Origin of the sequence: Priestia endophytica, from assembly GCF_026790145.1 — a bacterium.
Taxonomy (GTDB): domain Bacteria; phylum Bacillota; class Bacilli; order Bacillales; family Bacillaceae_H; genus Bacillus_I; species Bacillus_I endophytica_A.
This window is the reverse complement of the sequence record NZ_JALAMS010000008.1, coordinates 138104-160201: the sequence shown is the minus strand read 5'-3', so window position 1 is coordinate 160201 and position 22098 is coordinate 138104. Positions and strand designations below refer to the sequence as shown.

At 38.9% G+C, this 22098-nt stretch carries 21 protein-coding genes; 20 read left to right on the top strand and 1 reads right to left on the bottom strand.

The window, feature by feature from the left end; genetic code table 11:
- The first annotated feature begins 56 nt into the window (after positions 1-56).
- From MOC86_RS07950 to spoVM, 6 genes are all read left to right on the top strand, one after another.
- Entirely contained in the window at positions 57-800 is a 744-nt protein-coding gene (locus MOC86_RS07950) for a Stp1/IreP family PP2C-type Ser/Thr phosphatase (RefSeq protein ID WP_268583631.1), read from the top strand.
- Between the two features lie 5 nt (positions 801-805).
- Positions 806-2806: a Stk1 family PASTA domain-containing Ser/Thr kinase gene (gene pknB / locus MOC86_RS07945; RefSeq protein ID WP_243518142.1), complete on the top strand. Its 2001-nt coding sequence runs from the start codon at positions 806-808 to the stop codon at positions 2804-2806.
- 15 nt (positions 2807-2821) lie between these two features.
- Positions 2822-3703 (top strand): ribosome small subunit-dependent GTPase A, encoded by an 882-nt coding sequence (gene rsgA, locus MOC86_RS07940; protein WP_268583630.1) that lies wholly within the window; start codon positions 2822-2824, stop codon positions 3701-3703.
- Position 3704: 1 nt separating this feature from the next.
- Positions 3705-4355 carry a ribulose-phosphate 3-epimerase gene (rpe, locus tag MOC86_RS07935; RefSeq protein WP_061802313.1) on the top strand — a complete coding sequence of 217 codons (651 nt, stop codon included), beginning with the start codon at positions 3705-3707 and terminating at the stop codon, positions 4353-4355.
- Positions 4356-4404: 49 nt separating this feature from the next.
- On the top strand, positions 4405-5037 hold the full coding sequence (locus MOC86_RS07930; RefSeq protein WP_268583629.1) for a thiamine diphosphokinase: 633 nt from the start codon (positions 4405-4407) through the stop codon (positions 5035-5037).
- A gap of 96 nt (positions 5038-5133) precedes the next feature.
- Complete coding sequence (spoVM, locus tag MOC86_RS07925; protein WP_019391772.1) at positions 5134-5217, top strand: stage V sporulation protein SpoVM; 84 nt, start codon at positions 5134-5136, stop codon at positions 5215-5217.
- Between the two features lie 30 nt (positions 5218-5247).
- On the opposite strand, the gene rpmB is transcribed toward spoVM, so the two are convergent.
- A complete protein-coding gene (rpmB, locus tag MOC86_RS07920; protein ID WP_019391773.1) occupies positions 5248-5436 on the bottom strand; it encodes a 50S ribosomal protein L28 in 189 nt (62 codons plus the stop codon).
- Between the two features lie 264 nt (positions 5437-5700).
- Here rpmB and MOC86_RS07915 point away from each other — a divergent pair, with 264 nt between their 5' ends.
- The 14 genes from MOC86_RS07915 to ftsY all read left to right on the top strand — a co-directional run bounded on the left by MOC86_RS07915 (position 5701) and on the right by ftsY (position 22008).
- Entirely contained in the window at positions 5701-6063 is a 363-nt protein-coding gene (locus MOC86_RS07915) for an Asp23/Gls24 family envelope stress response protein (protein WP_019391774.1), read from the top strand.
- Between the two features lie 16 nt (positions 6064-6079).
- Positions 6080-7744 carry a DAK2 domain-containing protein gene (locus MOC86_RS07910; protein WP_268583628.1) on the top strand — a complete coding sequence of 555 codons (1665 nt, stop codon included), beginning with the start codon at positions 6080-6082 and terminating at the stop codon, positions 7742-7744.
- Between the two features lie 214 nt (positions 7745-7958).
- On the top strand, positions 7959-8990 hold the full coding sequence (locus tag MOC86_RS07905) for a PTS sugar transporter subunit IIC (protein ID WP_268583627.1): 1032 nt from the start codon (positions 7959-7961) through the stop codon (positions 8988-8990).
- Between the two features lie 83 nt (positions 8991-9073).
- Positions 9074-9736 (top strand): L-serine ammonia-lyase, iron-sulfur-dependent subunit beta, encoded by a 663-nt coding sequence (gene sdaAB, locus MOC86_RS07900; RefSeq protein ID WP_243518150.1) that lies wholly within the window; start codon positions 9074-9076, stop codon positions 9734-9736.
- A gap of 18 nt (positions 9737-9754) precedes the next feature.
- A complete protein-coding gene (gene sdaAA / locus MOC86_RS07895; RefSeq protein WP_243518152.1) occupies positions 9755-10642 on the top strand; it encodes an L-serine ammonia-lyase, iron-sulfur-dependent, subunit alpha in 888 nt (295 codons plus the stop codon).
- Positions 10635-12683, top strand: a complete 2049-nt coding sequence (recG, locus tag MOC86_RS07890; RefSeq protein WP_268583645.1) for an ATP-dependent DNA helicase RecG — start codon at positions 10635-10637, stop codon at positions 12681-12683. Before sdaAA ends, recG begins: the two co-directional genes overlap by 8 nt.
- Positions 12684-12806: 123 nt before the next feature.
- On the top strand, positions 12807-13403 hold the full coding sequence (fapR, locus tag MOC86_RS07885) for a transcription factor FapR (protein WP_268583626.1): 597 nt from the start codon (positions 12807-12809) through the stop codon (positions 13401-13403).
- On the top strand, positions 13387-14412 hold the full coding sequence (gene plsX, locus MOC86_RS07880) for a phosphate acyltransferase PlsX (protein ID WP_268583625.1): 1026 nt from the start codon (positions 13387-13389) through the stop codon (positions 14410-14412). The genes fapR and plsX overlap by 17 nt, the downstream gene beginning before the upstream one ends.
- Positions 14413-14414: 2 nt before the next feature.
- Positions 14415-15359, top strand: coding sequence for an ACP S-malonyltransferase (fabD, locus tag MOC86_RS07875; RefSeq protein WP_268583624.1), 945 nt, complete (start codon positions 14415-14417; stop codon positions 15357-15359).
- A 2-nt stretch (positions 15360-15361) separates the two neighbouring features.
- Positions 15362-16102, top strand: a complete 741-nt coding sequence (fabG, locus tag MOC86_RS07870; protein WP_268583623.1) for a 3-oxoacyl-[acyl-carrier-protein] reductase — start codon at positions 15362-15364, stop codon at positions 16100-16102.
- Positions 16103-16182: 80 nt separating this feature from the next.
- On the top strand, positions 16183-16416 hold the full coding sequence (gene acpP, locus MOC86_RS07865) for an acyl carrier protein (protein ID WP_019391784.1): 234 nt from the start codon (positions 16183-16185) through the stop codon (positions 16414-16416).
- 220 nt (positions 16417-16636) lie between these two features.
- Entirely contained in the window at positions 16637-17386 is a 750-nt protein-coding gene (gene rnc, locus MOC86_RS07860; RefSeq protein WP_268583622.1) for a ribonuclease III, read from the top strand.
- Between the two features lie 42 nt (positions 17387-17428).
- On the top strand, positions 17429-20989 hold the full coding sequence (gene smc, locus MOC86_RS07855; protein ID WP_268583620.1) for a chromosome segregation protein SMC: 3561 nt from the start codon (positions 17429-17431) through the stop codon (positions 20987-20989).
- A gap of 20 nt (positions 20990-21009) precedes the next feature.
- Complete coding sequence (gene ftsY / locus MOC86_RS07850; RefSeq protein ID WP_268583619.1) at positions 21010-22008, top strand: signal recognition particle-docking protein FtsY; 999 nt, start codon at positions 21010-21012, stop codon at positions 22006-22008.
- Positions 22009-22098: the final 90 nt, after the last annotated feature.

Genomic DNA, 22098 nt, shown 5'->3' with positions numbered 1-22098 from the left:
TAGATTCCTTTTTTAGAAAATCATCAAGAGCTATGAAAATGAACTGAGGTGGAACTATGGGAGCCGTTTATTTAACAGACCAAGGTAAAGTTCGTCTTCATAATGAAGATTCTGGAGGCGTTTTTGAAAATAAGCATGGAGAGAAAATTGCGGTGATTGCCGACGGAATGGGAGGCCATCGTGCAGGCGACATTGCTAGTTCAATGACAGTTGAACAGCTCCATACTTTTTGGGAAGATAAAGCACCTTTTCATTCACCAGCAGAAGCTGAACAATGGTTCTTGGATACAATACATAAAGTTAACAAACAGCTTCTTCTATATGCCGAAAATCATGAAGAGTGTAAAGGAATGGGAACCACTTTTGTTGGAGCGCTTTGCACATCTTCTTTTTGTACAGTCGCTCATGTTGGAGACAGTCGATGCTATCTTTTAAACGAAAGCGGTTTTTCACAACTTACAGAAGATCATTCTCTTGTCAACGAGCTTGTTCGCAACGGTCAGATTTCAAAGGAAGATGCCGAGCATCATCCAAGAAAAAATATTCTCCTCAGAGCTTTAGGTACTGAGAAAAATATTGAAGTAGATGTTAAAACTGTTGAAGTAGAAAAGGGAGATTTTTTACTTTTATGTTCTGATGGATTATCAAATAAACTATCAGATGAGAAACTAAAAGAGATTCTTACGAGTGAAACAAGCATTGAAGCTAAAGCAAAATCTCTTGTTGATGTAGCAAATGAATTAGGTGGAGAAGATAACATTACGCTAATCATTGTAGAGTTTGAGCATGAAAGCGAGTGATTCCAATGCTTATAGGTAGAAGATTAGGCGGGCGATACAAAATCCTAAACCCTATTGGCGGGGGCGGGATGGCTAATGTTTATTTAGCGCGCGACGTCATTTTAGAAAGAGATGTCGCGATTAAAGTGCTGCGCTTTGACTATGCAAACGATGAATCATTCATTAAACGCTTTCATCGAGAGGCCCAGTCAGCAGCAAGCATAGATCATCCAAATATCGTAAGTATTTATGATGTTGACGAGGAAGACGAAATTTATTACATTGTCATGGAATATGTACCAGGTCAAACATTAAAAGAATATATTGGGGAACATAGTCCACTTCATATTGAAAAAGCTCTTGATATTATGAAGCAAATTACATCTGCTATTGCTCACGCTCATGAATTCGGCATTATACATAGAGACCTAAAACCTCAAAATATCTTAATTGATCACGATGATCGTGTAAAAGTAACAGATTTTGGAATTGCGCTTGCCCTTAGTTCATCAACAACAATTACTCAAACAAATTCTGTACTAGGCACTGTTCATTACTTGTCTCCAGAACAAGCAAGAGGAGGACTTGCTACTAAGAAATCAGATATATATTCACTTGGTATTTTACTTTTTGAGCTTTTGACAGGAAGGGTTCCTTTTTCAGGTGAATCTGCTGTTTCCGTTGCACTGAAACATTTACAAACGAATACGCCATCACCTAAGCGGTGGAATCCTTATATCCCGCAGAGTGTTGAAAATATTGTGTTAAAGGCAACAGCCAAAGACCCTTTTTATCGCTATGATTCTGTAGAGGAAATGGAATATGCTCTGTCTGTTGCATTAAATCCAGACAAGCTCAACGAAGAAAAATTTCAAGTTCCAGATGATGAAGAAGTTACAAAAGCCATTCCAATCATCAAAGAAGATGATATAGAAGAGGATGAGCATACGCTTGTTCATCATAAAGAAAGCACGCAAGCGCCGACTGAAAACGTCCCCCAGGACAAGAAGAAACCTAAAAAGCGAAAGGGTAAAATCTTTCTTATTACATTTTTAACGCTGCTTTTTCTAGCTGGAGCAGGACTTGCTGCAATAACGCTTGTTCCATCATTTTTAGCTCCAAAAGATGTTAAGATTCCTGAAGTTGCGGGGAAAGAATATGAAGAAGCGTTAAAGCTTCTTATTTCAAAAGGATTTGACGTGAATTCTCCAATTGCTCAATCAAGTGAAACAATTGAAGAAGGAAAGATTATTCGTACAGACCCAAAGGAAGGCAGCACTGTCAAAGAAGGTGACCAAATTACTCTATATCAAAGTTCTGGAAAGAAGAAAACAGTGTTTGATGACTATACAGGACGAGACATAGATGAAGTAAAAAAATTATTAGAGCAGCGCGGATTTAAAAATATTAATGTTGAAGAAGAAGAAAGTGAAGAACCAAAAGGTACCGTTATTGAACACGATCCAGATGAAAACGATGAGGTTATTGCGGAAGATACTGAAGTAAACTTAAAAGTGAGCAGCGGACCTCCTGCTATCGTTTTGCAGAACTACGAAGGATGGCAGGAAAAGAGTGTTCGTGACTTTGCTACAGCAAATGGATTAAAAGTATCCACCAAAGAAGAGTATTCAGACGAAACGGCAAAAGGACTTGTTGTGTCTCAAACCCCAACTCCTGGTACTCAAGTTGAGCAAGGAACAACGATTAATATCATCGTTTCTAAAGGAGAAGAGCCTAAACCTCCGAAGGAACATACGGTGGAAGTTACGATTCCTTACGAACCTTCTGAACCTGAATCTGAAAATGAAGTGAATCCAAATCTTCAACAACTGCCACAAAAAGTCGATGTATATATTGATGATGCAAATCATGATAGCAATGTTCCATTTGAATCATTCACAATCATAGAGGATACAGTTAAAACCTATACCCTTACAGTGAAACAGGGTGAGACAGCAAGCTATAAAATTGTGAGAGACGATAAAGTTCTTCAAGAGGAGACAGTTCCTTATGAAGATGATGAATAAACAAGGAGTGACGTTATGCCAGAAGGCAAAATTATTAAAGCACTTAGCGGGTTTTACTACGTTTTAAGTGGAGATGAAACGATTCAGTGTCGAGGGAGAGGGGTATTTCGCAAACAAAAAGTAACCCCTCTTGTTGGAGATGAGGTAACGTTTCAAGCTGAAAATGATAAAGAGGGATATGTGCTCGGACTAGAGGATCGCAAGAACTCACTTGTTCGCCCTCCTATTGCTAATGTAGATCAAGCTATTCTAGTCTTTTCAGCTGTTGAGCCAACGTTTAGTACTACATTGCTTGATCGTTTTTTAGTGCTTGTTGAGTCACATGACATTGAGCCAATTATCTGTATTACAAAACTTGATTTGCTTTTAGAAGAGCAGAAAAAAGAGCTTGACGTTTTTGTTTCAGATTACCGTGAAATGGGATATGAAGTCCTTTTGACATCAACATTAGATGAAAATAGTGTTCAGATGCTTCTTCCATATTTAGAAGATAAAGTAACGGTTGTAGCAGGACAGTCTGGTGTTGGTAAATCTTCTTTATTAAATGTGTTAGATCCGAGCCTTTCCTTAAAAACAGATGACATTTCAACATCGCTTGGGCGTGGAAAACATACAACAAGACATGTTGAACTCTTATCTATTGGAGGAGGATTTGTGGCGGATACACCTGGTTTTAGCTCCCTTGAATTTACAGAGCTTGAAGCAGAGGAATTACCATATTGCTTCCCTGAAATGGTTCGGGTGAGCGAAGGATGTAAGTTTAGAGGTTGCTTGCATGTGAAAGAACCAAAGTGTGCCGTTAAGGAAGCGGTAGGAAATGGAGAGATTCCGTCTTATCGCTACGACCACTATTTAAACTTTTTAGATGAAATTAAACAGAGAAAGCCGAGGTATTAGAATAATGAAAATTGCACCTTCTATTTTATCTGCTAATTTTAGTGAGTTAGGAAAAGAAATTAAAGAAGTGGAAACAGCGGGAGCTGACTATATCCATGTTGACGTTATGGACGGGAAATTTGTTCCTAATATTACGATTGGTCCGCTTGTTGTTGAAGCAATTCGTCCAATTACAAGCTTGCCGCTTGATGTTCATTTAATGATTGAAAATCCAGATCAGTACATTCCTGCCTTTGCAAGAGCAGGTGCTGACATTATTTCTGTTCATGTAGAAGCATGTCCACACTTGCATCGTACAATTAGCCTTATTAAAGAACAAGGAGTAAAAGCTGGTGTTGTACTAAATCCTGCAACACCAATTGATTCTATTAAGCATATTCTTGAAGAAATTGATCTTGTTCTTTTAATGACGGTGAATCCTGGATTTGGAGGCCAAACATTCATTAAGAGCGTTCTTCCGAAAATTGAGCAGATTGCCCAACTGATTGAAATTCGTGGTTTAGATATTGAAATTGAAGTTGATGGTGGAGTAAATACACAAACTGCAAAGCTTTGTAGAGAGGCAGGAGCAAATGTTCTTGTAGCTGGTTCTGCGATTTATAATGAAGAAGATCGTGCAGGAGCTATCAATGCACTTCGGGAGAGTTACTAAAAGATCAAACTTTTGTTTGGTCTTTTTTTATAAAGAAAGGGGAGTCAATATGAAAATTAATATATTAGCAGGAGCTCCACAGTCAACAATACCGCCCCTTCAAGATAGTGAAACAAAATGGATTGGTGTTGACCGCGGTGTATATACATTAATGGAGCAAGGAATCATGCCTATCCAAGCGTTCGGAGATTTTGATTCATTAACAGAGCTGGAGCTTAAACATATTCAAGATGTTTTTCCCGAATTGAAAGTGTATCCAGCTGAAAAAGATGAAACAGATTTAGAAATCGCGGTAAATTGGGCTCTTAACCAAGAAATTGAAGAAATTGATATATACGGAGCAACAGGTGGTCGTCTTGATCATATGTTTGGTGGAATTAGCCTTATTTATAAAGCTCTTCAGAAGAATGTACGTGTTCGTCTTATTGATAAACAAAATACTTTAACAATGTATAAGAAAGGAACATATAACATTAAAGCTCATTCCCTCTATAAATATATTTCCTTTGTCCCTTTTTCCCTTGAGGTTGAAAACCTGACGTTAAAGGGTTTTAAGTATCCATTACATAAAAGATGTGTTCCCGTTGGTTCGACGCTTTGTATTAGCAACGAACTTATTCAACAAAACGGTACTTTTTCGTTTACAAAGGGCATATTAATGATGATAAGAAGCAATGATTAAGTTGCTTAGCTAGTGTCATAATAAAGCTCATAATGAATAGAATATACGGTTGTTGAATCTTATTTCTTCTCGCGGTGACGAGTAGGAGGGGAAAAAATGAAATTTTATACAATCAAACTTCCGAAGTTTCTTGGAGGAATTGTGAAGGCGATGCTCAATTCGATGAAAAAAGGGGAATAAAAAAAGCACCATTATATGGTGCTTTTTTTATTAAACGCGCTCAACTTTACCAGATTTAAGAGCACGAGCAGAAACGTAAACACGCTTTGGTTTACCATCAACTAAAATACGAACTTTTTGAAGGTTAGCACCCCAAGTACGCTTATTAGCATTCATAGCGTGAGAACGTGCATTACCTGTACGAGTTTTACGACCAGTGATTACACATTTACGAGCCATATTGAGTTCCTCCTTACATAACTAACATCATTGACAATTATCAAAAATACTATATTACTTTACCATACGTACTTTTATAATGCAATAGTGCGAGCTTAACCTTTCAAGAAAATTTCCTTGACAGTCTATAAAAACAGGAAATAAGTCTAAGTTGACGAAATGATAAAGAAAGCGATTAATAACACAATAGGAGTTAAACTTTCAAAAAGACTTCAGGTATAGTAAAATAGCGTTAATCTAACGGAAGAAGGGAGACCCAATACTATGTCCATTGAAATGAAAACACAGTATGGTCAAATTGATATTTCAACAGATGTTGTCGCAACGATTGCTGGTGGGGCTGCTGTAGATTGTTACGGTATTATTGGAATGGCATCTAAAAATCAAATCAAAGATGGGATTTCCGAGATCTTAAGAAAAGAAAACTTTACAAGAGGTGTTGTTGTAAGACAACTCGAAGATGAAATTCATATTGATATGTACATTATTGTGAGCTATGGAACTAAAATTTCTGAAATCGCTCATAATGTTCAAACAAAGGTGAAATATACGCTAGAACAAACAGTAGGTTTAACAGTAGAGTCTGTTAATATTTATGTTCAAGGCGTTCGAGTAGTTAACGTGTAAGTTAGGAGGAAATGTTGTGTCAATAACAACGTTAGACGGAAAGCATTTTGCAAGGATGATTCAGAGTGGTGCTCAAAATCTACAAAATAATGTAGAGTTTGTGGATGCTCTGAACGTATTTCCTGTGCCAGATGGTGATACAGGAACAAACATGAACTTATCTATGAGTTCAGGAGCTAAGGAAGTTGGCACAAAAGAAACTGAAAATATCGGCGAAGTTGGACAACTTCTTGCTCGTGGCTTATTGATGGGGGCAAGAGGGAATTCAGGTGTTATCTTATCTCAGCTTTTCCGAGGATTCGCAAAATCAATTGAAGGAAAAACGGTGGTAGATAGCGGAGAATTTGCTGCTGCATTTCAAGCTGGAGTTGAGACAGCTTATAAGGCAGTCATGAAACCAATTGAAGGAACAATTTTAACAGTTGCAAAAGAAGCAGCCGAAAAAGCGCTTAATATTGCAAAGACGGAGAAAGATGTAATGCTTGTAATGAAGGTTGTTTTAGAAGAAGCAAAAGCTTCTTTAAAACGAACACCAGATCTACTTCCTGTCCTAAAGGAAGTAGGGGTTGTCGATAGTGGTGGACAAGGTCTTGTCATTATTTATGAAGGATTTTTAGCTTCGCTTGAAGGAAAAAACTTGCCAAATGTGACGGAAGTTCAGCCATCTATGAACGAACTTGTGAATGCTGAGCACCATAAAAGTGCACAAGGACATATGAATACGGAAGATATTAAGTTTGGCTACTGTACAGAATTTATGGTGAAATTTGATGATAATAAGCTAGCATCGTCTCCATTCTCTGAAGAAGCATTTCGCAATGATTTAAGTGAATTTGGAGATTCTCTTCTTGTTGTAGCAGATGATGATCTTGTGAAAGTTCATATTCACGCCGAACAGCCTGGTGAAGTTCTTACATACGGACAGCGCTATGGAAGCTTGCTTAATCTAAAAATCGAGAATATGCGCGAACAGCACAGCACAATTGTTCAAAAAACAGAAAAGCCTTCTTTACCAAAGAAACAAAAAGAGTACGGCATTGTAACGGTTGCAATGGGACAAGGAGTGTCAGCTCTTCTAGAGAGCATTGGCGCAACAGTAGTACTTCAAGGTGGACAAACAATGAATCCAAGTACGGAAGACCTTGTTAAAGCGATTGAAGATACAAATGCTAAAAAAGTCATTATCTTACCAAACAATAGCAATATTGTGATGACAGCTGAACAAGCAGCAGATGTCGTAGGAAAGGATGTAGTTGTTGTTCCCTCTAAAACAGTACCACAAGGAATGACAGCACTGCTCTCTTTTAATGGTGAGCGTAATTTAGCTCAAAATCAACAAGAAATGACAAGTGCTTTAGAAAATGTAAAGTCAGGACAGGTCACATATGCGGTTCGTGACACGACAATTGACGGCATTGAAGTGAAAAAGGACGATTTTATTGGTATTTCTGAGGGGAAAATTGTGATAAAAGCACATAGCTCTTTAGAAGCTCTTCAGCTTTTGTTAGCTAAAATGATTGACGAAGATGATGAAATTGTAACTGTTCTTTACGGAACAGATGCAAATGAGGAAGACATTAAAAAGCTTGAGCAACATGTCGCGGAAAACTTTGAAGATGCAGAGCTTGAAATTCATGAAGGAAAGCAGCCTGTATACCATTATATTGTAGCTGTGGAATAGAAAGGGTACTCAACATTTTTGTTGAGTACTTTTATTTGTGTGGAAAAATTTTTTTTGCTAAAAAAGCGTAATAAGGGTTGTAGTGTCAGCGTATCTGAGGTACATTATTGTTGCTTGCATAACCCTTTTTTAAGTGCATAATCATTTACGAGTATTGGCTAAGTTTGTTATATATAGTATAGTAATTTGATTTTCAGCTTAGAGAGGGATTACTATGGATATTTTAATTGGAACAATGTTACTGATTATTGTTCTGGTGTTTTTTACGGTATTTAGCTATAAAGCACCATATGGAATGAAAGCAATGGGTGCTTTAGCAAATGCAGCGGTAACATCGTATTTACTAGAAGCTTTTCAAAAATATATTGGCGGCGATATTTTTGGAATTTCGTTTCTTGGTGAGCTAGGACATCTTGCAGACGGAATGGCAGGAGTAGCTGCCGCTTCACTTGTTTGTTTGGCTCTTGGCGTTTCTCCCGTATATTCTTTAATGATGGGCGTAGCTTGTGCTGAAATGGGACTTCTTCCAGGCTTTTTTGCTGGATATATGATTGCTTTTTTAGTAAAAGTAATTGAAAAACGTTTTCCGGCTGGACTTGATTTATTAGGTTCAGTTATTATTGCTGCACCGCTTGCTCGGTTTATTGCAGTAGAGGTTACCCCATTAGTAGACGCTACGCTTCTTAAAATTGGTGGCATTATTGACCAAGTAACATCATCAAGTCCTCTTTTGATGGGGGTTATACTAGGGGGAATTATTACAGTTGTAGCAACTTCTCCTTTAAGCTCAATGGCCCTAACAGCCATGCTTGGACTAGTTGGTCTCCCAATGGGAATTTCAGCGGTTGCTATTGTTGGATCAGCTTTTTTAAATTATGTACTGTTTGATCGCCTTAAGTTTGGTTCAAAAAGAACAACTATTGCGATGACCATTGAACCATTAACACAGGCAGACCTTGTTGCTGCAAACCCGGTTCCTATTTATGTAACAAATTTTGTTGGAGGAGCTATATCAGGGGCTGTTGTTGCCATGTTTGGCCTTATTAATAATGCAACAGGAACTGCAACCGTTGTAGCAGGACTTGTTGTCATGTATGGATTTAATGACCCTATTAAAGTAACGATTTGTGTGTTAATCTGCGGAGCAATTGGCATTATATGTGGATTACTCGGTTCATACGTATTTAAAAACTTTAAAATTACACGCGAAGAGGAAGTCCGCGGAACAAGACATGAAGCAGCGTAGAGAAGCAAGTAGGCAGCATATAGTACTATATGCTGTCTCTTTTTGAGAAATAAAAAAACTTCAGTATGCAGAGGAGAGAGTTTATGAGATTTAAATCTGTATTCGATATTATTGGTCCTGTTATGATTGGTCCATCTAGTTCCCATACGGCAGGAGCAGCCCGCATTGGAAGAGTAGCGCGAACAATTTTTGGGGTTCAACCTGAGAGCGTTATCATTTCATTGTACGGTTCTTTTGCCGAAACATATAAAGGCCATGGAACAGATGTAGCACTTGTTGGTGGCTTGCTTGATTTTGATACGTCAGATACTCGTATTCCGCTGAGCTTAAACTTGGCTAAAGCAGCTAAAATGGATGTTACGTTCATTGAAGAAGAAGCACTTAGCGATCATCCAAACACCGCTCGCTTATTTTTAAAAGCAGGTGAGAAGGAAATGGAGATTGTGGGAATTTCAATCGGCGGCGGAACAATTCAAATTGTAGAGCTAAACGGTTTTAAACTCAATTTATCTGGAATGAACCCTGCTATTCTTGTTGTGCACAACGATCGGTACGGTTCCATTGCAGGAGTTACAAATTTACTTACTAAATATCATGTCAATATTGGCCATATGGAAGTATCGCGCAAAGAAAAAGGAAAAGTGGCGCTAATGGCCATTGAAACAGATGAAAATATTAATGATGAAGTGATTGAAGAAATTAAAGGACTTCCAAACGTGTTACAAGTTACAAGAATGATAGATTAAAGAGATGGGGGAAACGATATGTTTCGTAATGTAGCAGAATTAGTGGAGCTTGCCGAAACACAAGGTAAAAAGATTTCACATATTATGCTTGAACAAGAATGTGAAGTAACAGGATTAACAAAAGAAGAAATTTTAGAGAAGATGAGTCGCAATTTAACAGTGATGGAAGAAGCGGTTGAGCGTGGCTTAAATGGTGTTCAATCTGTCACAGGTTTAACTGGAGGAGACGCTGTTCTCCTGCAGAATTATATTAAAACAGGGAAATCACTTTCAGGGGACCTTTTGCTTGATGCTGTGAGTAAGGCTGTTGCGACAAATGAAGTGAATGCTGCAATGGGAACAATTTGTGCAACACCAACGGCAGGAAGTGCAGGGGTTGTTCCTGGTACACTTTTTGCTGTTCAAAACAAGCTCCATCCCTCTCGAGAAGAAATGGTTGAGTTTCTTCTTACAGCAGGTGCGTTCGGATTTGTTGTAGCTAACAATGCTTCTATTTCAGGAGCTGCAGGAGGCTGTCAAGCAGAGGTTGGTTCTGCAAGTGGGATGGCAGCTGCTGCTATTGTAGAGATGGCAGGTGGAACACCCCAACAATCAGCTGAAGCAATGGCGATTACACTGAAAAATATGTTAGGCTTAGTATGTGACCCTGTTGCAGGTCTAGTTGAAGTACCGTGTGTTAAACGAAATGCAATGGGAGCTAGCAACGCGATGGTGGCAGCGGATATGGCGCTTGCTGGAATTACAAGCCGAATTCCTTGTGATGAGGTCATTGAAGCTATGTTCAAAATAGGTCAAACAATGCCTGTCGCGCTAAAAGAAACTGCGCAAGGAGGGTTGGCGGCAACACCAACAGGTCGCAAACTTCAGGAAAAGATCTTTGGTAGTTCGCTTACAAAAAGTGAATAAATTACAGCAATTATCTATTACAGCTTTAAAAGGGATCGGAGCAGAAACGAATGCATCGCTAAATTCGCTTGGTATTCTATCTGTAGGTGATCTTATTGAATATTTTCCGTATCGTTATGAAGATTACCGTCTTCGTGATTTAGCGGAAGTTAAACATGAAGAAACGGTAACAGTAGAAGGGATAGTACATGGTCCCCCAAATGTGATGTTTTATGGAAAGAAAAAGTCACGGTTAACTTTTCGCATACTTGTCGGAAGATATGCAGTAAACGTAACCGCGTTCAATCGCGGTTTTTTGAAAAATAAATTGCAGCTAAATGAAACGGTAACAGTAACGGGAAAGTGGGATAAAAATCGTCAAACAATCTCATTAAAAGAATTGAAAGTTGGTCCATTTAAAGCTCAGCAAGAAATTGAGCCTGTCTACTCTGTAAAAGGAAACTTAACCGTTAAGGCACTTCGACGTTTTATTCGTCAAGCGCTTAGCGAATATGGCGAAGAAGTAGCTGAGCTTTTACCAAAATCCCTTTTAGACAAATATCGTCTCCTAGAGCGTAAAGAGGCATTGAAAGTGATTCATCTTCCGAAAACGCACGAGGAACTTAAATATGCAAGAAGGCGCTTTGTATACGAGGAGTTTCTTCTCTTTCAACTAAAAATGCAGGTGCTTAGAAAAAGAGAACGAGAAGGTACAAAAGGGATGAGTCAACATATTCAAGCGAAGGATATTGTAGAGTTTACAAAACAGCTGCCGTTTCCCTTAACAGGAGCACAAAAGCGTGTTGTAAATGAAATATTTGCTGATATGAAGTCGCCGTATAGAATGAACAGACTTCTTCAAGGTGATGTTGGATCAGGAAAAACAGTTGTAGCAGCTATTGCACTTTTTGGTACGGTAAAAGCAGGTTATCAAGGGGCGCTTATGGTACCAACTGAAATATTAGCTGAACAGCATGTTTCATCGTTAAAAGAACTTTTAGGTCGTGTCGGTATTACAGTGGAACTTTTAACAAGCTCTGTCAAAGGAAAACGTCGTCGTGAGCTCTTAGAAAAAGTAGAAAGTGGCGAAGTGGATGTTTTAGTTGGAACGCATGCTCTTATTCAAGGTGAAGTAATGTTTAAAAAGCTTGGGCTTGTTATTACAGATGAGCAGCATCGATTTGGTGTAAACCAACGTCGAACATTGCGCGAAAAAGGTGAATTTCCAGACGTTTTATTTATGACAGCAACTCCAATTCCTAGAACGCTTGCAATTACGGCTTTTGGAGAAATGGACGTCTCTGTTATTGACGAGATGCCTGCAGGAAGAAAAGCGATTGAAACGTATTGGGTAAAGCATGATATGCTTGAAAGAATTTTGCAGTTCGTGCAAAAAGAGCTTGTGAAAGGAAGACAGGCATATGTAATTTGCCCGCTCATTGAAGAGTCAGAAAAGCTCGATGTACAAAATGCTATTGACGTTCATGCAACACTTCAACAATACTTTGGGGATAAATGGAATGTAGGTCTTATGCACGGAAAGCTTCATCCAGATGAAAAAGATGAAGTAATGCGAGAGTTTAGCGAAAATAAGACTCAAATTTTAGTTTCAACAACTGTTGTTGAAGTAGGAGTAAACGTTCCGAATGCCACAATGATGGTTATTTATGATGCAGAACGATTTGGTCTTTCTCAGCTTCATCAGCTTCGTGGCCGTGTCGGAAGGGGAAGTGAGCAGTCATACTGTGTATTGCTTGCGGATCCAAAATCAGAAGTTGGGAAAGAAAGAATGAAGATTATGACGGAAACGAACGATGGATTTGTTCTTTCTGAGAAAGACTTAGAACTTCGCGGTCCTGGAGACTTTTTTGGAAAGAAACAAAGCGGTCTTCCTGATTTTAAAGTCGCTGATATGGTGCATGATTATAGAGCGCTTGAAACGGCTCGTGATGATGCCACAAAGATTGTTAATAGTGAACAACTTTGGAGAGATAAGGAATTCACTCCGTTGTTAACGCATCTTGAAGAAACAGGTGCTTTAACAACAGAAAAGCTAGATTAATAGAATAAAGCTAGAGCTGTTCAAGACGGACAGCTCTTTTCTTCATGGAAAAAAGGTTGCAAAGCCTATCATTTGATTATATACTGCTATTAGTACCTAGTATTAAAAAGCGGATGGTGGAGCATGAGATTAAATAAAAAGGAACGGAAAAAGCAGTTACAAGAAACAATTGATCAAAACCCGTTTGTAACGGATGAAGAGTTAGCTGAACGTTTCTCTGTTAGCGTACAAACCATTCGGTTAGATCGCTTGGAATTGTCGATTCCTGAACTTCGTGAACGTATTCGGCATGTTGCCTCAACACAGCTAGAAAGTAAAGTCCGTTCTTTACCAATTGAAGAGGTTATTGGTGAAGTGATTGACTTGAATCTTGATCAATCAGCGATTTCTATTTTTGATGTAAAAGAAGAACACGTTTTTAAGCGTAATCATATTGCACGTGGTCACCACCTTTTTGCACAGGCCAATTCACTTGCTGTTGCTGTTATCAATGATGAATTGGCGTTGACGGCTAATTCATCCATTCAGTTCCACCAGCCTGTTAAGCTAGCGGAACGTGTTGTAGCGAAAGCAAAAGTGAAAGAAAAAAGTGCAAAAAAAGAACGAACAACTGTTGAAGTATTAAGCTACGTTGGACAAACGCTAGTATTTTCCGGTCTATTTGAGATGTATCATTCAAATAGAGCAGGAGAGGGGGATCACAATGAAAATCACAATTGATGCTATGGGCGGTGATCATGCCCCAAAAGCGATAATTGAAGGAGCAGAGCGAGCAATTGCTCATTTCCCTGATTTACATATCATTTTAGTTGGGGATGAAAACCTTATTCATCCACACTTGAAGAATAAAGAACGAATAACAGTTTTACATACGGAAGAAGTTATTGAAGCAACGGACGAACCTGTTCGGGCAGTACGTCGTAAGAAAAAGGCTTCAATGGTGCTTGCTGCTCAACAAATTGCGGACGGAGAAGCAGATGCTTGTATTTCAGCAGGAAATACAGGTGCTCTTATGGCAGCAGGTTTATTTATTATCGGACGCATTCAAGGGATTGAACGTCCAGCTTTAGCTCCAACACTACCGACTCGTACAGGAAATGGATTTTTACTATTGGATGCAGGCGCAAATCCCGATGCAAAGCCAAATCATCTTCTTCAATATGCTATTATGGGAAGCATTTATGCTAAAAGTGTATTTGGTATTGAGTCTCCTCGCGTTGGGCTGTTAAATGTAGGAACAGAGGAGAAAAAAGGGAGCGACTTAACAAAACAAACATTTCCACTTCTTCAAGATGCCGATATTAACTTCATTGGAAACGTTGAGGGAAGAGACTTATTAGAAGGTGTTGCAGATGTTGTTGTAACAGATGGTTTTACAGGAAACATTGCGTTAAAATCGATTGAAGGAACAGCGCTTTCTATATTTTCAATGCTGAAAGAGACGCTAACAAGTTCATTTAAGAGTAAGGTCGCAGCAGGGATTCTAAAGCCGCAATTAAAAAAACTTAAAACGCAAATGGACTATACGGAGTATGGTGGAGCCGGTCTTTTTGGACTTAAGGCACCAGTTATTAAAGCTCACGGTTCTTCAGACGATAACGCTATTTTTAATGCTGTGAGACAAGCGGTATTAATGGTAGAACAAAGCGTGCCTAAAACAATCGCTGAGCAAATCGCTGCGCAGAATAAAAAACAAGAACAAACCATAGAAAGTGAAAGGAAGGAATAAGCATGAGCAAAATTGCATTTGTTTTTCCAGGACAAGGCTCACAAGCTGTTGGGATGCTAAAAGATGTATATGAAGCATCAGAAGACGCGAAAAAGATGATTGATGAAGGAAATGAGACGCTTGGCTTCTCACTCTCAAACTTAATGTTTGAAGGACCAGCAGAAGACCTAACATTAACATATCATGCACAGCCTGCTTTATTAACAGCAAGCGCAGTGCTTTTAAATGAATTAACCAAAGAAGGGATCAAGCCAGACTATGTAGCAGGACATAGTCTAGGAGAATACAGTGCACTTGTTGCAGCAGGCTCTATTTCGTACATTGACGGAGTAAAAACGGTTCATACACGTGGTCAATTGATGAATAAAGCAGTTCCAGCTGGTGAAGGAACAATGGCAGCTGTGCTTGGTCTTGATGCAGAAGAACTTGAAAAAGTAACAGCTGAGATTAGCGAGAATGGTGATGTTGTACAACTTGCAAATATTAACTGTCCAGGACAAATTGTTATTTCGGGTACTGTTGCAGGAGTTGAAAGAGCAGGAGCACTTGCAAAAGAGCGCGGAGCAAAACGTGTATTGCCTCTTAACGTAAGCGGTCCATTCCATTCTGCTCTTATGAAGCCAGCTGCAGAAGAATTTAAAAATGTGTTAGCTAACATTACAATTTCAAATGCGAGCGTTCCTGTTGTAGCAAATGTAACAGCAGAACCAATGACAGAGGCGAAAGAAATTAGCGAGCGTCTAGTTGAACAGCTTTATTCACCTGTTCGCTTCCATGAATCAGTGGAAAGAATTCTGAATGACGGTGTTGATACATTTATTGAAATTGGGGCAGGAAAAGTGCTGTCTGGATTAGTCAAAAAAGTAAATCGTCGTGCAACGGTTCATGCGGTATACGATATGGAATCATTACAAAAAACAGTTCAATCTTTGAAAGATGGTGAATGAGGATGTTAAAAGATAAAGTAGCTCTTATTACAGGTGGCTCACGTGGTATTGGTCGTGCAACAGCGCTTGAACTTGCTTCATTAGGAGCAAAAGTTGCTGTAAACTATGCAGGAAGCGAAGGAAAAGCTCAAGAAGTAGTTGAAGAAATCAAAGCTATGGGTGGCGAAGCTATCAAAATCAAAGCAGACGTAGCTAATAGCGAAGAAGTTCAAGCTATGATCAAAGAAGTGATTGGAACATTTGGTTCTTTAGATATTCTTGTGAACAATGCGGGCATCACACGTGATAATTTATTAATGAGAATGAAAGAAGATGAATGGGATAGCGTAATTGCGACAAACTTAAAAGGAGTATTTCTGTGCACAAAAGCTGTTTCTCGCCAAATGATGAAGCAGCGCAGCGGGCGCATTATTAATATTTCTTCTATTGTAGGTGTAAGTGGAAATGCTGGACAAGCGAACTACGTAGCTGCAAAGGCAGGCGTAATCGGATTAACAAAAACAAGTGCGCAGGAATTAGCAGCTCGAGGAATTACGGTTAACGCTATTGCACCAGGCTTCATTGCAACAGATATGACAGACGAGCTTTCTGAAGAAGTGAAAAACGGTATTCTATCGCAAGTACCACTTGCAAAATTTGGCGAAGTTGCAGATGTTGCCAAAGTTGTTGCATTCCTAGCATCAGAAGGAAGCAAATATATGACAGGCCAAACACTCCATGTTGATGGCGGAATGGTAATGTAAAAGAGCTTTTGAATTTTCTTTCTGAAGTTCTAGTAATTTGTTGAGGAATCCACTATAATGACTTGAGGGGAGGTGATAGTATGTCAGACGTATTAGAGCGCGTAACGAGTATCATCGTTGATCGCCTTGGCGTAAAGGAAGAGGAAGTGAAACTTGAGGCTTCTTTCAAAGAGGACCTTGGCGCTGATTCCCTTGACGTAGTTGAACTAGTTATGGAACTTGAAGATGAGTTCGAATTAGAAATTTCAGATGAAGATGCTGAGAAAATTGCGACAGTTGGTGACGCTGTTACTTACATACAGAATAAGCAATAAGCTGTCCTTACTTTTAGAAGAGTCCCGTTTATATAACGGGGCTTTCTCTACTTTTATCGAACATCTTCTCCATCATACCTTTAAGTTTTTGATTTACTGCGAAAATTTAAAGATGTGAAAGGGCTTCAGTACAATTGGAGACAACTTATTATGACGAAAACCTCCCTTTCTGGAGAAAGAGATGGAAAATTGAAAACGGAAGAAACCATTGGAGGTATTTATGGCAAGACATCGTTATTACCCTAAAAATCAAAAATTACAAGAAAAAATTAAAAAACAGTTTCAAGAACTTCAAGAGAAAATGGGTATTTTATTTGACAACGAAAAACTGTTAACACAAGCATTTACTCATTCTTCATATGTAAATGAACATCGTAAAAAACCGTATGAAGATAATGAACGCTTGGAATTTTTAGGTGATGCTGTTCTTGAACTAACAGTATCAAAATTTTTATTTAACAAATACCCAGCAATGAGCGAAGGGGAACTTACGAAGCTTCGTGCTGCTGTTGTATGTGAACCATCTCTTGTGAAGTTTGCAAACGAGCTTCAGTTTGGCAATTACGTTTTGCTTGGAAAAGGTGAAGAGATGACAGGTGGACGCCAAAGACCTGCTCTTTTAGCCGACGTGTTTGAAGCATTTATCGGTGCTCTTTATCTTGATCAAGGGCTTGAAGTGGTCGAAAAATTGCTAGCACAAACCGTGTTTCCTAAAATTGATGCTGGTAATTTTACGTATGCAATGGATTTTAAAAGTCAGCTGCAAGAGCTTGTTCAGCGTGACAGTCAAGGGCTTTTACAATATCAAATTCTTCAAGAAAAAGGCCCAGCACATAATCGTGAGTTTATTTCACGAGTGCTTCTAAACGGAGCAGAGCTTGGTACTGGTGTTGGCAGATCAAAAAAAGAAGCAGAGCAAAAAGCTGCACAAGTAGCTATTACTGCTTTAACACTTTTGAAAGAACAATAAATCTATGATATACAACTTTAACAAAAGTAAGGAGGAAGTAAGATGTTCCTCAAACGACTAGACGTGGCGGGATTTAAGTCTTTTGCCGACAAAATTTCCGTTGATTTTGTTCAAGGAATGACAGCTGTAGTCGGACCGAATGGAAGCGGAAAAAGCAATATCACAGATAGCATTAGATGGGTGCTTGGAGAACAATCTGCCCGCTCTTTGCGCGGTGCAAAGATGGAAGATGTTATTTTTGCTGGCAGTGATACGAGAAAAGCATTAAACGTAGCGGAAGTAACGTTAACGCTTGAGAACAGCGAACAGTTTCTTCCTATTGATTATCACGAGGTAAGCATTACAAGACGTGTCTTTCGCTCAGGAGAAAGTGAATTCTTTATTAATAATCAGCACTGTCGTTTAAAAGACATTATTGATCTATTTATGGACTCCGGTCTAGGGAGGGAATCATTTTCTATCATTGGCCAAGGGCGCGTTGAGGAAGTGCTCAGCTCAAAATCTGATGAACGAAGAAAGATTTTTGAGGAAGCAGCAGGTGTTTTAAAGTATAAGATACGTAAGAAGAAAGCAGAGCTTAAGCTTGTTGAAACGCAGGATAATTTAAACCGTGTGAGCGACATTTTATATGAGATTGAATCAGGCCTTGAACCTTTAAAAATACAAGCTTCTATGGCGAAAGACTATTTAGAGAAAAAGGCAGAGCTAAAAAATTACGACATTTCTTTGACTGTTTATGAAATTGAAGAACTTCATAAAAAATGGGAGAAATTAAAGCTTGAACATGATCATCATAAAGAACTTTCTAGAACGTTAAGTGAGTCTATTGCTAAGAAAGAAAGTCATATTGATGAAGCTCAGAAAAATATGAATGCGCTAGAGCAATCCCTAGAAGAGTTGCAAACGGTTTTATTAAACGTTAGTGAAGAGCTCGAGAAAATTCAAGGGCGGAAGCAAGTGCTTATTGAAAGAAAGAAACATGCTTCAAAAACGCAAAGTGAGCTTGAGGAAAGTACAGAACACCTTGAGGAACAAGTAGCCTTCTTAGCTAAAAGTAAAGAGGAAGCATCAGAACTTCTCAAAACATATGAACAAAATGTTTATAGATTAAAAAAAGAGCTTTCAGAAAAGCAGTCTCTTTTTGAAAGTTATAGTGAAGATCTGGATGAAAAGCTCGAAAATTTGAAAAGTGACTATTTCGAAAAAGCACAGCAAGAAACGGCACTTCGCAATGAACGTCAGTTTTTAGTGAAACAAATCGAGCAAAATAGTGAAAGACAAAATCGTTTAAAAGAAGCGAACAAAGAGCTATTTAGCGAACATCAGAAACTTGAAGGGGAGCATAAAAGGCTTGATGGAGAAGTTTCTGCTGCGAAAGAGGAATTTGATAAAGCAGTTAATGAAAACCTAACATTAAAACGAGATGTTGAAGCTTTAACAGAAAAATATAGAAAAAAAGAATCGCTTCTATATCAAGCATACCAATATGTTGAACAAACAAAGTCAAAGCGCAGCATGATGGAAGATATGCAAGATGGGTATACAGGCTATTTTCAAGGCGTAAAAGAAGTGTTAAAAGCCCGCGAAAGCGCCTTAACAGGAATTGAAGGGGCAGTGGCAGAGCTTATTACAGTTCCAAAAGAGGTAGAAATAGCGCTTGAAACAGCGCTTGGCGGGGCAATGCAGCATATAGTTGTTTCAGCAGAAGAACAAGCAAGAAAAGCGATTGCTTATTTAAAGAAGCGAGGTAGCGGTCGTGCCACATTTTTACCTCTTTCTACGATTAAAGGAAAAAGTATTCCTCAGTCTGTTATTGAAACGATGCAAGGATCTCCTTCTTTCGTTGGAGTAGCCCGTGATCTCATTTCATATGAGCAAAAGTATGAAAATATTGTTTCAAACTTGCTTGGGACCGTCATTGTGACCAAAGATTTACGAGGAGCTAATGAGCTTGCTCGTCTTGTTTCACATCGCTATCGATTTGTAACATTAGAAGGAGACGTTGTAAATCCAGGGGGATCAATGAGCGGGGGAGCTTCTAAGAAAAACAGCTCATCTCTTATTGCAAGAAAGCGTGAGCTAGAAGACCTTGTTGCAAAGCTTGCTGAAATGGAAGAAAAAACAGGATTGCTTGAAGCAGAGGTTAAGGAACTCAAAACGTCACTTGCTCAGGCTGAAAAACAGTCCCTTGCACAAGGAGAGAAAGTTCAAACATTAAAAGAAGAGTACGAAGCTTTTAATGCCAAGATGAGCGAGCTTCTGTTAACTGAAAAAAATACAAAACGACGTCTTGAAATGTACAATAGTGACATGACACCGCTTTTTGAAGAGCAAGAACGCTTTAAGCAACGAGAAGCAGAGTTAAGGGAATTACTACAAGCTTCTCAGGAGGCCATGAAGCATCTTGATGAAGAAATTCAGCTTGTTACAGAGCAGAAAAATTCGGAAAAAAGTTCAAAAGAAACTGTTCAAGGGGAGCTTACAAATCTGAAAATTGCGCTTGCAGAAGCGAGTGAACGTCTTGTTTATCAGCGTGAAAAAGTAGAGCGTGCAGAGCAGGATTTACACGCTTCTTCTGCAGCTCTTTCTAAACAAAAAGATCAGCTTTCATTCTTAAAAGAACAGATGAAAGAAGGTTTTACAAGTCAGCATGATTTAGAAGGTACGCTCTTAGCTAGAACAAACGATAAAGAAGAAACGGCTAAGCTTATTAGCGAACGCCGCAAGCAGCGCACAGAGCTTCAAGAAGAGCTTGAGACGTTCATGGCTGAACAAAAGGAACTTAAGCGTCAGCAAGAACAGATGATGGAAGCTTTGAAAGATGAAGAAGTGCAGATTAATCGCTTTGATGTTGAGCTTGATCAATATTTAAATATGCTGAGAGAAGAGTATATGATGAGCTTTGAAGCTGCGAAACAGCAATATCCTCTTACTCTATCCCCTGAGGAAACGCGCAAAAAAATCAGGCTTATTAAACTTGCTTTAGATGAACTTGGTACAGTTAATATAGGCGCAATTGAAGAGTATGAGCGAGTATCTGAGCGATATACGTTTTTAAGTGAACAAAAGGAAGACCTTGTTGAAGCAAAAGATACACTTCATCAGCTTATTGAAGAGATGGATACGGAAATGAAGAAAAGATTCAGTGAAACGTTCACAAGTGTGAGAGAGCATTTTAAAGAAGTATTTACAAAGCTCTTCGGCGGTGGACGAGCGGATTTAAAGCTCACTGATCAAGAAGATCTTCTAAATACAGGTATTGATATTGTGGCACAGCCGCCAGGTAAGAAGTTGCAGAACCTTGCTCTTCTTTCAGGTGGTGAGCGTTCGTTAACAGCTATTGCGCTTCTCTTTGCTATTTTAAAAGTGCGACCTGTACCGTTTTGTGTGCTCGATGAAGTAGAAGCAGCACTTGATGAAGCAAATGTACAGCGTTTCGCGAAGTTCATCAAGACATTCAGTGAGAAAACACAATTTATTGTTATTACACATCGCAAAGGGACAATGGAAGAAGCAGACGTTCTTTATGGGGTAACAATGCAGGAATCTGGTGTATCTAAGCTCGTATCTGTCAAACTTGAAGAAGAAAAGCAGTATGTTTAAGAAAGGTGTGAAACGTTCACATGAGTTTTTTTAAGAAACTAAAACAAAAGTTTTCAGGAACTGAAGTAGAGCAAGAAGAAACAAAGAAATACGAAAAAGGGATGGAAAAAACAAGAAAGTCGTTCACAGGACGTCTTAATGACCTTGTTGCCCGCTATCGTAAAGTTGACGAAGATTTCTTTGAAGAATTAGAAGAAATCCTAATTAGCGCTGATGTTGGCGTTAGTACAGTAATGGACTTAATTGACGAGTTGAAAATGGAAGTAAAACGCCGTAACATTAAAGATTCAACAGAAATCAAAGACGTTATTTCAGAGAAACTTATTGATATTTATTCAGGAGGAGAAGAACAGTTTTCTTCTTTGAATATTCAACAATCAGGCCTTAGCATTATCCTCTTTGTTGGAGTAAACGGCGTTGGAAAAACAACAACAATTGGAAAGCTTGCTCATCAGCTTAAGCAAGAAGGTAAAAAAGTGATGCTTGCAGCAGGCGATACGTTCCGAGCAGGAGCAATCGAACAGCTTGAAGTATGGGGAGAACGCGTTGGTGTTGATGTTATTAAACAAGCGGCAGGGTCAGATCCAGCTGCTGTAATGTATGATGCAGTTCAGTCAGCTCGTTCAAGAGGAGCAGATGTATTACTTTGTGATACAGCAGGACGCCTTCAAAATAAAGTAAACTTAATGAATGAGCTTGAAAAAGTAAAGCGCGTCATTTCTCGCGAAGTTCCTGATGCACCTCATGAAGTATTGCTTGTTCTTGATGCAACAACAGGACAGAATGCAATGAGCCAAGCTAAAACGTTCTCAGCGGCAACAGACGTGTCAGGCATTGTTTTAACAAAGCTTGATGGGACTGCAAAAGGTGGAATCGTTCTGGCGATCCGTAACGAATTGAGTATTCCAGTTAAATTCGTAGGCCTTGGTGAAAAGGTAGAAGATCTTCAGGAATTTGATCCAGAGAAATATGTATACGGCCTTTTTGCAGGGCTTATGGAAGAAGAAGACGAAGAATAAAAAGACTGTTAAGAAAAAAACTTGACATTTGTTTTTAAAATAAGTACACTATTTGAGTGTAAAGGTTTTTCACTTAACAAGGGCGTGATT